The sequence below is a fragment of the Paraburkholderia sp. USG1 genome (assembly GCF_031570135.1).
Classification (GTDB): domain Bacteria; phylum Pseudomonadota; class Gammaproteobacteria; order Burkholderiales; family Burkholderiaceae; genus Paraburkholderia; species Paraburkholderia dioscoreae.
Window position 1 is genome coordinate 26,997 of sequence record NZ_JAMWXW010000019.1, and the last position, 12,731, is coordinate 39,727.

Annotated in this window: 15 protein-coding genes; 2 read left to right on the forward strand and 13 right to left on the reverse strand. The window is 64.2% G+C overall.

Annotated elements, in window-relative coordinates:
• Nucleotides 1-6: 6 nt before the first annotated feature.
• From virB11 to NE850_RS24070, 13 genes are read right to left on the reverse strand one after another with little or no spacing between them, the layout of a single operon-like run.
• Nucleotides 7-1,134 (reverse strand): P-type DNA transfer ATPase VirB11, encoded by a 1,128-nt coding sequence (gene virB11, locus NE850_RS24010; RefSeq protein ID WP_012431260.1) that lies wholly within the window; start codon nucleotides 1,132-1,134, stop codon nucleotides 7-9.
• Nucleotides 1,131-2,333, reverse strand: a complete 1,203-nt coding sequence (virB10, locus tag NE850_RS24015) for a type IV secretion system protein VirB10 (protein WP_021161992.1) — start codon at nucleotides 2,331-2,333, stop codon at nucleotides 1,131-1,133. The genes virB11 and virB10 overlap by 4 nt, the downstream gene beginning before the upstream one ends.
• A complete protein-coding gene (locus NE850_RS24020; protein ID WP_021161991.1) occupies nucleotides 2,326-3,153 on the reverse strand; it encodes a TrbG/VirB9 family P-type conjugative transfer protein in 828 nt (275 codons plus the stop codon). Before NE850_RS24020 ends, virB10 begins: the two co-directional genes overlap by 8 nt.
• A gap of 14 nt (nucleotides 3,154-3,167) precedes the next feature.
• Nucleotides 3,168-3,926 carry a virB8 family protein gene (locus tag NE850_RS24025; protein WP_012431257.1) on the reverse strand — a complete coding sequence of 253 codons (759 nt, stop codon included), beginning with the start codon at nucleotides 3,924-3,926 and terminating at the stop codon, nucleotides 3,168-3,170.
• Nucleotides 3,916-4,080 (reverse strand): hypothetical protein, encoded by a 165-nt coding sequence (locus NE850_RS24030; protein WP_012431256.1) that lies wholly within the window; start codon nucleotides 4,078-4,080, stop codon nucleotides 3,916-3,918. Before NE850_RS24030 ends, NE850_RS24025 begins: the two co-directional genes overlap by 11 nt.
• A 35-nt stretch (nucleotides 4,081-4,115) precedes the next feature.
• Nucleotides 4,116-4,826, reverse strand: a complete 711-nt coding sequence (gene virB5, locus NE850_RS24035) for a P-type DNA transfer protein VirB5 (RefSeq protein ID WP_012431255.1) — start codon at nucleotides 4,824-4,826, stop codon at nucleotides 4,116-4,118.
• Complete coding sequence (locus NE850_RS24040) at nucleotides 4,823-5,980, reverse strand: type IV secretion system protein (protein ID WP_012431254.1); 1,158 nt, start codon at nucleotides 5,978-5,980, stop codon at nucleotides 4,823-4,825. Before NE850_RS24040 ends, virB5 begins: the two co-directional genes overlap by 4 nt.
• Nucleotides 5,977-8,445: a VirB4 family type IV secretion/conjugal transfer ATPase gene (locus tag NE850_RS24045; RefSeq protein WP_012431253.1), complete on the reverse strand. Its 2,469-nt coding sequence runs from the start codon at nucleotides 8,443-8,445 to the stop codon at nucleotides 5,977-5,979. The genes NE850_RS24040 and NE850_RS24045 overlap by 4 nt, the downstream gene beginning before the upstream one ends.
• Before the next feature lies 1 nt (nucleotide 8,446).
• Entirely contained in the window at nucleotides 8,447-8,779 is a 333-nt protein-coding gene (locus NE850_RS24050; RefSeq protein ID WP_012431252.1) for a type IV secretion system protein VirB3, read from the reverse strand.
• 13 nt (nucleotides 8,780-8,792) lie between these two features.
• Nucleotides 8,793-9,134 (reverse strand): TrbC/VirB2 family protein, encoded by a 342-nt coding sequence (locus NE850_RS24055; protein ID WP_039339345.1) that lies wholly within the window; start codon nucleotides 9,132-9,134, stop codon nucleotides 8,793-8,795.
• A 37-nt stretch (nucleotides 9,135-9,171) separates the two neighbouring features.
• Nucleotides 9,172-9,849 carry a lytic transglycosylase domain-containing protein gene (locus tag NE850_RS24060; protein WP_012431250.1) on the reverse strand — a complete coding sequence of 226 codons (678 nt, stop codon included), beginning with the start codon at nucleotides 9,847-9,849 and terminating at the stop codon, nucleotides 9,172-9,174.
• On the reverse strand, nucleotides 9,846-10,430 hold the full coding sequence (locus tag NE850_RS24065; RefSeq protein ID WP_012431249.1) for a hypothetical protein: 585 nt from the start codon (nucleotides 10,428-10,430) through the stop codon (nucleotides 9,846-9,848). Before NE850_RS24065 ends, NE850_RS24060 begins: the two co-directional genes overlap by 4 nt.
• Complete coding sequence (locus tag NE850_RS24070) at nucleotides 10,423-11,295, reverse strand: ParA family protein (RefSeq protein ID WP_012431248.1); 873 nt, start codon at nucleotides 11,293-11,295, stop codon at nucleotides 10,423-10,425. The genes NE850_RS24065 and NE850_RS24070 overlap by 8 nt, the downstream gene beginning before the upstream one ends.
• Before the next feature lie 526 nt (nucleotides 11,296-11,821).
• Here NE850_RS24070 and NE850_RS24075 point away from each other — a divergent pair.
• Together NE850_RS24075 and NE850_RS24080 are read left to right on the forward strand one after the other, a co-directional pair.
• Nucleotides 11,822-12,094, forward strand: coding sequence for an AbrB/MazE/SpoVT family DNA-binding domain-containing protein (locus NE850_RS24075; RefSeq protein ID WP_012431247.1), 273 nt, complete (start codon nucleotides 11,822-11,824; stop codon nucleotides 12,092-12,094).
• Nucleotides 12,091-12,495, forward strand: coding sequence for a type II toxin-antitoxin system VapC family toxin (locus NE850_RS24080; RefSeq protein ID WP_012431246.1), 405 nt, complete (start codon nucleotides 12,091-12,093; stop codon nucleotides 12,493-12,495). The genes NE850_RS24075 and NE850_RS24080 overlap by 4 nt, the downstream gene beginning before the upstream one ends.
• Nucleotides 12,496-12,731: the final 236 nt, after the last annotated feature.

A 12,731-nucleotide genomic window follows, 5' to 3' on the forward strand; every position in this document is an offset into this window, starting at 1 on the left:
CCCCTTTCAGCGGAAGTCCGCCTGATGGCGGCGCAGCGGATCGAACCAGACTTCCGTCATGGACCAGCGCCGGCCGGTCTGGACACCGGTCTCGTCGAAGAGCGCAACTGCCTCCATATGCGCCACCACGTCGATCGTCATGAAGAGGAGCCGCCGCAGTGCTGCGTCGTCCCACGTAGCGGCTTCGGGATGCTCCTTCGCCATCAGCGCGAACCGCTCGATGGCCACCGATGCGCTCGACGCGTGATAGCTGGTGATCGAACCCGAGTGTCCCGTGGTCAGCAGCTTCAGGAAGTCATAGGCTTCGGCACCGCGCAGTTCGGCAAGCAGCACACGGTCGGGACGCATGCGCATCGTGCATGCGATCAGGTCAGCCGGGGTCACATCCGCCTGGCCATGTCCGCCCTTGCTGTACAACAGGTGCACACTGTTTTCGATATGCCGGATAAACAGCTCCCGAACGTCCTCGATCGTGATGATTCGTTCGGACGACGGGATGGAGCGGCACAGGGTTCGCATGAAACTGGTTTTGCCCGAACCCGTATTGCCGACGACCACAATATTCAGACGGGCCTTCACCGCCAGGTCGAAGAACGTGCTCCAATCCCGCGCCTCCAGGTAGTGAAGGAGCCTGTTAACCGCAGGCCGCAGCGCCGGGCGCGACGTGTCGAGCTCATCCTGGCGACGCCATACGGCTTCCCCAAAGAGGCCTTCGCTGCGGTACGCATCAAGGGTTTTCTCGCGCGCGGACGGGCGCCGGATCGTAATCGAGACCGTGCGCGGTGGTACGACGGGTGGCACCACAATCTGGATACGCGCGTCACCCGGCAGAAGTGCGGACAGGATGGGATGCCGGGCCGACACCTCCTGGTTCGTGAGCGTGGCGACCGCGACCGCAAACGACATCAGGCGCTCGAAGTCGAGGTCCGCACAGTCGTGTGGCTGCCAGCCGAGATGGGTTTCGGTCAGCACCCGCTGCGGCCGGTTGATCACCAGCTCCGTGACCGAGGAGTCATCGAGCAGGCCGGCGAACGGCCGCATCAGCTCCCGCACGGACGCATCGTCGGCCAGCCTCGGCAGCAACGTATCAGCGCCCGTGGCCGCTTCATCGTGGATGTGGGCCTGCGCGTTCATCGCGTGCCCTCCGGCTGAAGCGCATACACCGGGCTGAAATCCAGGTCCCGTGCGACGACGATCGTGAACTCGGCCCCCTGGTTCTGCGTCAGGGTGGGCGGAATGTTGATCGTGCTGTCGAGCACACGCGAGGCCATGTCGTTGCCCTGCTGCTGCGTGTTCTCGTAGACGGTCGAGCTGTTGCCGTTGCCGCCCCGCGTCGCAAGGTAGCCGATCGCGTCCTGCGTCAGCCCGAGCAGCAGCGCCGCACCGATCCGTGCCCCCCAGTGGTTATCCACGTATCCGTCGATCCCCATGCGGCCGAGCGCATCGGCTGCTGGTGAATCGATCTCGACCGTCACCCCTTCCGGCGTCCGGATCCGTGCCGACAGGATGAACACCCGCTTCTGTCCGGGTGCCAGGTTCGAGCGATACTCGCTGTTGATCTGCGAGCCGCGCTCGATCAGCACGACACGACCATCGTCCGAGTAGACGTTCTTCGTCACCGTACAGGTCGAAATACCCGCCTGGGTCGAATCGAATGCCGTATCGCCGGCGCAGTCGATCTTGGCGCCTTCTGCAAGAATCAGGCTGCGGTTGCCGAGAAAGCCCGCACGCACCTTCGGCGTGACGGTCGGCGTCAGCGCCTGGGCAAGCGGGCCGCTGCCCTGCGACGACTGGCCTCCGGACACCATCGCCACGTTTGTCTGCGTACCGGACGCGTCAGCGGGTGCGGATGCCACCGTATCGGCCTCGCCGTTGGCCGAACCACTTGAGCCGGTCGAGAGCAGCGGCGCGTCGTAGTAGCTGCGCGCCGGTGCAGTGTGTGCGGAAGTCGGGCGTGCTGACGCTACAACCGGTGCCGATGCGGTCGCACTTGTGGCCACCGGACCGCTTGCTGTACCCGCCGACGCCGGGGCGGCGCCGTCGCCGAACACGCGCCCCTGGGCTACCTGGTCCTGTACGGTATCGCGCTTCGCCTTCTCCGCCGCATCGTGCCGGGCAAGGAAGCCGTGGATCGTCCAGACCGCTCCACCGATCACGAAGGCCACAATCAACAGTGGTGCAAGCCACCAGACACGGGGCCGGCCGCCCGCCTGTCCCAGCTCCGGCATGCCGCGATCCGTCGGCGGACTCGCAAGGTCACCGTTTATGGTATCAGTGACCTTTGCGGGGTCGGTATCGGGCGCAATCGCATTGCGCGGCGTCTGCTCATTCATGGCCATCGCTCCGCAGGACACGCTTCACACCGCTCACGGTCGTGCCATCGGCAGGTGGCACGCCGTCCACATCGAACGCGTCGTTCCACAGACCCACCACCTCTTTTCCCAGACGCAGTACGAAACGCCGGGCTACTTCGTGCACGACGATCACGTCGTCTTCCATGTGCCTGTCGACAACACTTTCGCTGTCGTCGTCGGCCACCCGGAAGATCGCGGGAATACGGCGGTTGTTGGGAATGCGGATGTAGGTAAAGCGCCCGTCGTCCCAGGCCGCTGTCGGCGCGATGTCCTCCGAATGCGGCATGACCTGCATCGAGTACGCGCTATTGCGCACCCGCGGCGGCTGGTCAAGACGCTCGCGCACGAGGGCAGCGGCGTCAGTGGTCTTTGTCTTCGCGGCCTCCACGTCCGGATAAACGAACGTGATGCGGTACATCTCATCGTCGTTACCGAAACGGGCCCTGAGTGGCAGCACGACCAGATCGAAGCTGTAACTGTGCCGGTCGGTGCGGATTTCCAGGTTCGTGTCGTGCGCGGCAAGCTGCGGCTTGAGATAGACATCATGGTCACCACGGTTCGCGACCACCTGCCAGCCATCCCGGTCGCCCGGGGCCACGACGAGAATGTGTTCGGCCGGATCGAGCGCGATGTGCGTGGCGAAGCCGCGCTGCGCGATAACCCGCACCACCTCGTCCTGCCGGTACACGACCTGCCGCACGCGCGAGTCGCCCGACCAGCCCGGCACGTCGTAGGCGTGCGCCCCGGACGAGCCAACACATAACACTGCCAGCGCTGTCGCCAGCGCGGTGGCTCTCATCAATGTGTTCGTTCTCATCGCGCACCTCCCGAAGCGGGTGCCAATGTGGGCAACGATGCCGGCAACGGCGCAGCAGGCGTGTATTCGGAATCGCGGCTGTAGGCGGTTACCCTGAAGCCGAACGGGTTCTCGATGGCCGTGCGCTCACGCGTGAAGACGGATGGCCGGTAGGTGAAGGCAAGCGTGATGACGAAGCGTTGTGGCGGCTCGGCATTGTCGATACCGTTCTTCCATGTCGTGCGCTCGATATGCACGACCGCGCGCCCAGGTTCATCGGGCACGAGCGTCGTCGAGAGGATGCGGATGCGCCGCTGCGCGTTCGCCCCGAGTTGCCGGTCCAGCGAATCAGGGCCGTTATAGACCGAGCGATAGTCCCGTGCCACGCGTTCGTCACTCATGTCGAGCACGCGGTCGTAGTCCATCTGCAGCAGACCCCAGTCGTAGCGTTCGCGCGAGCGCACGTACACCTCCACCCAGTGCTTGTCCTCGATGTCACGCATAGGCACCTGCTTCGAGTCCAGCACGTCGATCACCTGGGCTTCACCAGTCAGCCGGTCGACCTCGATCGGCAACGGCACGACCCGGTAGAACGGGACCATCACCGCCAGTGCGACGGCGCACAGGATGGCGACAGTCACGCAGGCCAGAGCCACGTGCCACGCACGACGCTCCGAGCGTTCCTGCAGGTGGGTGACCGACACCTCGAAATCGAGTGCCCGCCGGTAATCACCAAGGGAGTCACCGGCGTCACGGCCGTCATGCTCACTGCTCATGGCTGCCTCCGTCGGAAGGAGGAACCGGTTGCACGCGATTCACCGGCACGCGATGCGAACCGTCCGGCAGGACTAGTTTGGGTAGACTGTCCGAACACCCATTCATCAGCATGACTAACTGAACGATCAGGATTGCCACGGTGGATCGGCTCATTTCACTCTCCTCTTTACCGAACCCGGTTACCGAACTCAGTTGCCAAAGCCCGCAGGCACCATCTGGTCCTGCAGCCGGGCAGTGTTGCCTGCGCGCTTGAGCACGAGTTCCTGCTGCTGCTCGCCAATGAGCCGGTCTTCGGTGTCGGCCAGCATCCTGAAGAGCTGCAGCTTCGTCATCTCATTGCCGACCGCCGTGCTCTCGGTCTGGATGCGCGCCTGGAGTTCCGCGATACCCTTCTGGTCCTGCGTCACGTCGATCTGCTGCATCAGCCCCTGGATCTGGTCGAGCTCCTGCAGTTCGGTCTGGTACGCCTGCGTGCCGAACGCCTTGTCCTGGAATGGCTTGTTCAGTGCGCGCTGGCAGACCTGCTGGTCGATGCCGCTCTGGTCCTCGCAGTTGTAGATTTCGCTCGCGGAGCGCAGGGTCTGCGCGCTGCCCGTGAGGCCCGCATAGCCGCCGCTCTGGATGGACGTATAGACGGACTGCCAGTTCGACGGCAGCGAATTGGAGAGGACCGGATTACTCATCAGCTCGCCAAAACCGCGTGTGCCGCTGAGCGACTGGTACAGCTGAAGCTCCTGCTGCACTTCCTGTTTCAGTTGCCCGACGGTCGCAATGGCCTGCAGGACGTTCTGCGCGTCGTAGACCGGAATGCCCTGTGCACGGGCCGATGGCATCGTTCCGACAATCATCACCACCGCCGCAACGGGAACGATGCCGGTTTGCACAATTGACCTGATCATGACGATGACCCTCCTCTGTTATCCAGGTCACCCAGATGCTCGCGGGCGATACGCTGGTAGGCAGGTGTTGAACCGTTTCGTGTGCCGCCATCCGAAATCTTTCCACCGGGGCGACGCGGCCCGTGCCCGAACTGGACGGCCGCCCCGAGGCCGCGCAGAGCCTGCCGCGCGGCATATCCCGCCACGAAGGCACCGAAGCCGGACAGCGTGGCGCCACCCGCCAGGCCAGAGGCGACGGCAGGCAGTTGCCACCCCACTGTCGCCAGCAGCACGCCCGTCACAAACATGCCAAGCCCCGCCCCCCAGGACGCCGTGTTATCGAGTGCGCCCTGAATCGCCGCCGTCAACGCAGACGCGTTCGCATCGGGTGCCGACGTCGTCACCTGAAACGGAGCAAGATCCGCAGAAAATGCGGTGAGCGCCATGCCCAGAAAGGCCGCGATGAGCACCTGCAGCAGGGCGTAGTTGGCAATCTTGGCCATCCACGCCTCGAAGAACCGGGCGGTCGGACTGAACGCCCCGCACGCAATGAACAGGGGCCCAAGGCCAAGCACGAGATCCAGCAGCATCCTCGCCATGACGACCTCGAACGCGAGAATGATCAGGAAGACCGACGCGCCGAGCGCCGCCACCAGCCCGCAGAGAAAATCGCCCACCCCTGCGACGATGCCGGCGATGCTGAAGCCTTCATGCGTTGCCTTGTTGAAGTACGCATCCATCACCAGATTGATCTGCTGGTCGTAGCAGTCGAGCGTCTGGTAAATGGCGGATGCACTCGTGCCCGTCACGCTGCTGCCGCTCACAGTCCCGCAGCCGGCGTTACCCGCTCCCGCGTTGGCGGCGGCGGTCTGGATCGTCTGCGCAAGCCCCGTCGTGGCCCCTTCGACTACGGTGACGACCTGCGACTGGTAGATGCCCGACCCGAGCGCAAAGGCGAGGATGACGGCCACCTTCAGCCCCCGCCACGCGAATGCCGGGACGGATTCATGGGCTTCGCCGCGCACCACGGCGAACCCGTACGTGATGATCCAGATCGACACTGCGGTCGTGACGACCGGCACCAGCGCGCTGGAAAGCGCAGAGGACACGCTCGTGACATACGTGGACATGCCGTTCTCGAGCGTGCCGCCCACGGCGGTAAAGAGGCCGCTCATCGCAAACCTCCCGTCGCGTGCGCAGCACGGCCGCGTGCAGCCGATTCCATCGCGCGACGCCTCGCCAGCTGCTCGTGGAATACCGGCAGCCACGCTGCGGGATCATCGCCGACTGCGGCACGAATACCGTCAAGCAGTTCGACGTTGTCCGTGGTGCCCGACAGCACGTCGAGCACGTCACCGAGCCCGGCGAGATCCAGCCGGCCGATGGCCGATCGGTGGCCCTGCTTCACCAGGAACAGGCGGCTGTTCTCGCCCATGGACCGGACGATGTTGAATTCGGCTTCGGTCAGCTTGAAACCGTCCACATAGTCGTCATGGTCGGCGCGCGGATTCGGCAGGAAGAAGAATGTCGCGGTCTGTTCGACCAGTGCGCGCGCAATGTCACTGCGCAACACATCGGCGGGCGACTGCGTGTCGAAGATGCCCAGACCGTTCTGCTTGCGGATCGTCTTCTGCTTGTCTTTGGCGAAATCCGTAAAGACCGGATCTCCCAGACGCTTCCAGAATTCCGTCATTACATAGACGAAGCGCCTGCCGTCGATCAGGCTCTCTGTCAGGTGCAGCAGGATCATCGTGACCGGAGTCGACACCTCCGGATCGTCGAGCAGTTCCGTATCGTCGAAGCCGAAGAGATGGTTCTGGCTGAAATCGAGCAGATCCGACGGGTTATCCAGCACCCAGCCCAGACGCCCGCCCGCGCACCACTTCGTGAGCCGCGCATGCAGGCTGTTCTCGCCCACGGCCGGCAGGAGCTGCCGGACCATCGACAGACGCCGCAGCGGCCGCTCCATGCGCGCCACTTCCCGTACGGCGCGCGAAATGTCGAGTTCGTCCTTCGCCGAGAGCAACGTGCCCATGTCGACCAGACGGCGGACCAGCCGCTCCCAGAAGTCCAGCACCGTCCCGTCCGGCTCGAGCTGGAAGGGATTGAGTCCCGTCGGGACACCCCGTCGAAATACCGTGTAGCGGCCTCCCATTGCCCGAATCGCGATTTCGGTGCCCCGGTCCTTGTCGTAGACGACACCGGTGAGGCCATACTTCATCGCCATCGCGAGCAGGAAGAGTTCCAGCACCGTCTTGCCGGCACCCGCCTGGCCGATGATCTGCGTGTTGGCGAGCGCCTTCTCGTCTGCCGAGTTCTTCTTCTCCGGTGTCGCATGAAAGTTCAGATACAGCGGCTGGCCGCTCGGGGTCTTGACGATCGTGATCGCCTCGCCCCAAGGATTACCGTCGCGCTTGCCGGTCGCGAAGTTGTGCAGGCTCGCGAGGCCGCAGACGTTGCGCGAGGTGAGCTTCGCCTCGCGGGGCCGGTAGCGCCAGTTGCCGGGCAGTTGCGCAAACCATGCAGCATCCGCCACCAGATCGACAAGCGCCGTCTGGAAGCCGACGTCGGCGAGCTGCGTGCGCGCCTTCGCCACGTGTCGCGCGACCTCGTCCGGCCGGTCACCGAGGACGGCCAGCGAGTAGTGATATTCGCCGAGGACGAAGTCGCCATTGATCAGGTCATCGAGCGCCTGGTCCATCGCGCCCACCTGCGATACCGCCACGTCCTCTCCCGCAATCAGCTGGTTGCGCTGACGCTCAAGCGCTTCCTTCGCCGTGGGACGGTCGAGGATCGTGAAGCTCTGGGTCTCGATGTACTCAAAGTCACCGTAAAGCAGACCGTCGAGCATGCCCGGCTCGGTTTCCTCGGGGTAGTCCTTCAGGTCGAGCAGCGCCGCGTAACGGGTCGAACCCGGCATACGGATCTCCACCTTCTCGGTGCGGAAAAACAGTCGCGACGTCGGCAGTGCATCGGCGATGCGGCCAGACGGAACGGGCACCGGCTCCCATACGGCATTGACGAGATACCCCAGGAACTCCAGCGCCGCCGAAAAGCGCACGGGTCGCTGCGTGTAACGGATCGGCTTGCGGTAGACACCGAGCGGCACTGGATCCCAGGGCTTCAGGGCGGATTCCACCTGCGCCGCGAGCTCCGCCATCACCTTCAGGGCCTCATGCTGGGCGCGCCGGATATCATCGGGCGTGCGTCGGGCTGCCTGGCTGAAAAGACGCCCCAGGCGCGTGCGGTGCGGCCGGTACACGAGTGTGAGGTAGAGCTCGTTGGCCATCATCCGGTAGCCGGCAAAGCTCGCGTAATAACGCGTGGCGAGTTCCTGGCAGAACGGGTTGCCGTAGGGTGTCGCGAAGTGATCGGTCACGCGCCGGCGTATCCGGTGCGCCCACAGGCCAACATGACCACCCGGCAGGCTGCGCACGAGCTGGTTGAATCCTTCGTGACGCACGAGGATGTCGCCCGGATCGGCGGCCTCGAAGGCGATACCCGCGATCTTCCAGACGCGCAGGTAGTCTCCTTCCCGCGTACGGATGACCTGGTCGGTGACGTGCGACGAGAACGGCACAAAGTCCGCGAGTACGACCTCGCGTTCGGCTACGTCAATCAGTTGCGGCTGGGCACCCATGTCAGCCCCTCCTCTTCAGGCGCAGCGGCGTGTAGGCATGCGCGCACCAGAAGCCACGGTTACGCTGGCGAACCACCATGCGCAGCCGCAATGCGAGTTGCGCCAGGCGCTGGTCGTCATGGCGCGTGACCGCGCGCATCGTGACGAAGACGGGGATCAGGAGCAGCACGATGCCGACGCCTGCTGGCGGGCTCGCGAGTAGCGCCCAGATCGCGGGTATCAGGATGCTGCCGCCCACCATGAGGAAGGGCACGAGCGGTACACCCCAGAGCATCGCGGGGCGCGTGCAGCCCTTGAAGACAGGATCCACGAGTCGGTTTGCGGCCGGATTCATGTGCGCCTCCGCCTCAGCTCGTCGGGATCAGCATCGCCGCGATCACCGTGGCGCAGCCCACGAACAGGCCGCCGATGAATACGTTGGCGATGTCGCCAAAGCGCGCATGCTGGAACATCATCTTGAAACCCGCCCAGATGATCGATATCGAGCACACCACCGCGCCCACGCTAAGCAATGTCGTCTGGATCGTCGTGAGCAGGGTGTTGACCTGCGAAAGCTGGGCCCAGGCAGGCGTCACCGTCAGGGCCAGCACTGGAAGAAGTGCAAGCCCGCGTCGGGAGGGGCGCGCCGTCCCGGGTTTTTCCAGCCGCTCCGGAAGCCAACGCCATATCATTCGTAGTCCTGATTTCATGGAATGCTCCTGTTCCACACCGTGATCTCTTTGCGACTCAGAACACCACCGCACTCTCCTGTGCTGCTTCTTCCGGCTGCCCGTCCGGGCGACCACTCTGCCCATTCCCTGGCCGGGACGATGCGACGTCCGGTCGTGCACCTGCTGCAGGTGTGACCGGGGACGCCACCGCTTCAACGGGAATGGCTAATGTCCGCGGTTCGGCCTGTGGGTCAATGGCCGGCACGACGGGAACGATGCGCGTGGTGTCGGCGACGTGCACAACCACGCGCTGCACGTAGCCCGTGCGATAGCCGGTCGAGAAGTCGCCACTCGCATAGCATGAGAGGCTCGAACGCAACGCCTGCTGGACCTGTCGGGCCTGCGCATGGATCCGCCTCGCGCGTTCGAAGCAGCCCTGGAGAATGGCTGCGCCCGCAGCCAGGTTCCGGCACGGATCGAAGGCCGTATCGGCTGTCAGACCAAAGCGCGGCCAGTTCGACCGGTTTACCTGTGCGAGCCCGGCGCTGTAGTTCCAGCCCGCTGCATCGAGTGCGCGTGCGGTGGCGACGGCCTCGGCAAGGCTGGCCGGCTGCCGCTGCAGGCGCCCGTGCACCACACCGATCGCATAGGGATTGAAGTCCGACTCGACGCGCACGACAGCGGCCATCGTGGCGGGGGCCACGTCAGGTGCGCACTGCTGGGCGAGGACCATGAACGCGGCAAGCGGGATCATTCGCCACCTCCCTGTCCACCGGAGCCCTCCGATTCCCGCTCGAGGAAGAGGCGGGCCGACTGCGTCGGGTCATATGGAAGCGCGATACTGCCGGCCCCGTAGAACTCCGTGATCGTTCGATCCGTACCTCGCGCGTCCCACCACACCCGCGTGTACAGTTCACCGTCGATCTCGACGTTGATCGCCCCGCGCGCGTTGCACAGCAGTTCGCTCTGCTCGGAACCACCCCAGTACAGGAGGTCCTCACGGCAGTACCCCGCGCTCGCCCAGACATTCGCGGCCGACGTCCCCTGCGAGCCACCCTCCCCGAAATCGCACGTCGGGAAAGGATCGCCGTGACGCAGTGCAGTCCACAGTCTCTCGATGGGCGGCACGCACTCGCCATACTGTTCGGGACCACCGGGATTGGACAGACAGAGGATGACCTGGCAGCCCCAGTCGTCGGCGTGGGCAACGCCCGGCGCCATGACCGACGTGGCGAGGCATGCCGCGGCGACGATCGACCCGCGGCGCAGTGCGTGCCGCAGCGCGCGGAAGACAACGGCACTGGCCGTATTCATCAGGGTGGTCGCGTCATGCATCACACGCCTCCCCATGACGAAGCGCAGGCACGGTGGCGTCCTCAATCGCTTCGAGCCGGTGCGCAAGCACATCCAGGCAGGCCGCCTTCGCCCTGATGTTTTCAGGCGGTTCTTCAGGCAGGTCTTCATGCACCCCGGCATCGCGTGCAGCACGCCCGCTCTCTCCTGGCGTGAGCGATCCCATATGCCGGCCGGACGTCAGATGGGGCAGCCAGACGTATCCACGGGGAGACGCCACATCGGCGATGAGCCACTCCCGCAGTGTCGTCTCCATCATCTTCATCCACGCTTCTTCCATCGCCGCAGGCGTCGTTGCGACCGGCAGGATCCCGGTGAAGCGCAGTGCCGGATTCAGTCGGGCCCGGACGTTGCGGATGCCGTATGTGCCGTTGATCACCTCCGAGGCACAACTGAGGCATCCGGCCGACATCGGGACCGGGCTCAGCGCCGCGTCTACGAGCGCCTCCGCGCAGACGGCGCGCAGGTCAGGCAATGCGGGCGCGTCGATCAGGCAGACATCGAACCACCGTGCCGCCGTTGACAGCAGGTGACGAAGGTTCGCGTAATAGCGCGTGCGGTCGGGATCGTCTCGCAAGACCAGCGCGTCGACGGTGTTGGCGTTGAGCACGTGCACACAGCCCCCCGATACGCATCGACCCTTCTCTTTCGGGGCCACCACCTGGTTGCTGGATGCGATCGCGTCGAAGCCGAGTCCGGCAAGCACGTGCGCGCAGCGGGGTGGGTCGGCCAGGTCCAGTACCAGTACCCGGCAGCGGCAGGCGCACTGCAGATGGCGGGCGAGCAGACAGGACACCGTCGTGCTGCCCGAACGGCCCGTCGCCGAAATGATCAGAAGCGATTTCATGGTTCATCGTCCTCAGCCGCACCCGCTGCCGATGAACCTGTGCAGAAAAAGGAACCCGCGGCGCCGGGGAGGCTGACCGCGGGTTCAACGGGGGATCATTGCATCAGCGCCAGAAAACAGAAAAGCCTGCATATGCAGGCTTTTTGCGAATGCGACACGGCACACCACGTCGTTGCTCAGACATCGAAACTGCGGGGCCGCTAACGCGTACTCGGTCGTGCGTGGCACGTTGACCGGATCAGATTGTTGGGTTCAATCTAGGCGACTACGTGGCGCAATGCAAGGGCCTGCAGACACCTCGCCGGCTCTGCGTTTACCCATGGGTTCCCATGTGTTCCCACGCGTTCCCAAAAAAATTGCGATGGCGGAACAGCATCAGCGGCTTCATGGCACCGGTTATGGCGCCGGGTCTGGACACAGAGGATGCCACGATACCGCAAACCCTACGGATTGCTATTACGACCCGGGTCGAGCTTGACTATGGGCATTCTGGCATATACATTTTGTATATACAAAGGAGATGATCATGCCCGTGCCCCCTCCTTCCGGCCGCCCCAGGGAGGCCAGACTGTTCCGCAACAACCGGAGTCAGGCGGTACGCATCCCGGTCGAATTCGAGTTGCCGGGTGATCGCGTCCTGATCTATCGGGAGGGCGACAGGCTCATCATCGAGCCGGTGAAAACCCCCGCGAACATCATCGAATTGCTGGATGCATGGAGACAGGAGCCACGGTTCGGACCTGACGACCAGTTTCCGGATATTGAGGATGCGCCTCTTCAGCCGGAGGGCATACCTTGAACGGCTATCTGCTGGACACGAACGTCATCCGCGACATGATCCGCTATCCGTCCGGAAAGGTGGCCACCCATATCGGGCAAATTGATCCCAGGGCGATCTGCACGAGCGTCGTCGTCGCGGCGGAACTGCGCTATGGCTGTGCCAGAAAGGGTTCCGAAAAATTGCTGGCCAGAGTGGAAAGCCTGCTTGCGATCATTCCCGTGCTGCCGCTGGACGTGCCTGCTGACACCGAATACGGGGGTATTCGTGCAGAGCTTGAGATTGCTGGCCAGCCGATCGGTGCAAACGAGCTTCTGATCGCGGCTCATGCCTGTGCGTTGGGGCTCACACTCGTGACTGACAACACGAAGGTGTTCAGCCGCATACGCGGTCTTGCGATCGAGAACTGGCTTGACCGGTAGCCACCACAATCACCAGGAGTCGTTGCGCGAGAAACGAATCAGGTGGTTCGCCCGATAGCGGGTCGCCCAACTTTGCCATGGGTCCCACCTTCTGGCGATACGGGGCCGGCAGGCGCGCGAGTGCGTTGAACCGGCATGGCCAATGATGCGCTCCCCCTCGTTGGCGCACTGCGCTTTCGGTGCTTCATCCGATGCCTGGGCGGCACCTCATGGCTGCGAAAAGCCGGTTATCTACC

Coding starts and splice junctions, on each gene's coding strand:
- virB11 (WP_012431260.1), bottom strand. CDS start 1,134: ATGAACGCGCAGGCCCACATCCACGATGAAGCGGCCACGGGCGCTGAT.
- virB10 (WP_021161992.1), bottom strand. CDS start 2,333: ATGAATGAGCAGACGCCGCGCAATGCGATTGCGCCCGATACCGACCCC.
- NE850_RS24020 (WP_021161991.1), bottom strand. CDS start 3,153: ATGAGAGCCACCGCGCTGGCGACAGCGCTGGCAGTGTTATGTGTTGGC.
- NE850_RS24025 (WP_012431257.1), bottom strand. CDS start 3,926: ATGAGCAGTGAGCATGACGGCCGTGACGCCGGTGACTCCCTTGGTGAT.
- NE850_RS24030 (WP_012431256.1), bottom strand. CDS start 4,080: ATGAGCCGATCCACCGTGGCAATCCTGATCGTTCAGTTAGTCATGCTG.
- virB5 (WP_012431255.1), bottom strand. CDS start 4,826: ATGATCAGGTCAATTGTGCAAACCGGCATCGTTCCCGTTGCGGCGGTG.
- NE850_RS24040 (WP_012431254.1), bottom strand. CDS start 5,980: ATGAGCGGCCTCTTTACCGCCGTGGGCGGCACGCTCGAGAACGGCATG.
- NE850_RS24045 (WP_012431253.1), bottom strand. CDS start 8,445: ATGGGTGCCCAGCCGCAACTGATTGACGTAGCCGAACGCGAGGTCGTA.
- NE850_RS24050 (WP_012431252.1), bottom strand. CDS start 8,779: ATGAATCCGGCCGCAAACCGACTCGTGGATCCTGTCTTCAAGGGCTGC.
- NE850_RS24055 (WP_039339345.1), bottom strand. CDS start 9,134: ATGAAATCAGGACTACGAATGATATGGCGTTGGCTTCCGGAGCGGCTG.
- NE850_RS24060 (WP_012431250.1), bottom strand. CDS start 9,849: ATGATCCCGCTTGCCGCGTTCATGGTCCTCGCCCAGCAGTGCGCACCT.
- NE850_RS24065 (WP_012431249.1), bottom strand. CDS start 10,430: ATGCATGACGCGACCACCCTGATGAATACGGCCAGTGCCGTTGTCTTC.
- NE850_RS24070 (WP_012431248.1), bottom strand. CDS start 11,295: ATGAAATCGCTTCTGATCATTTCGGCGACGGGCCGTTCGGGCAGCACG.
- NE850_RS24075 (WP_012431247.1), top strand. CDS start 11,822: ATGCCCGTGCCCCCTCCTTCCGGCCGCCCCAGGGAGGCCAGACTGTTC.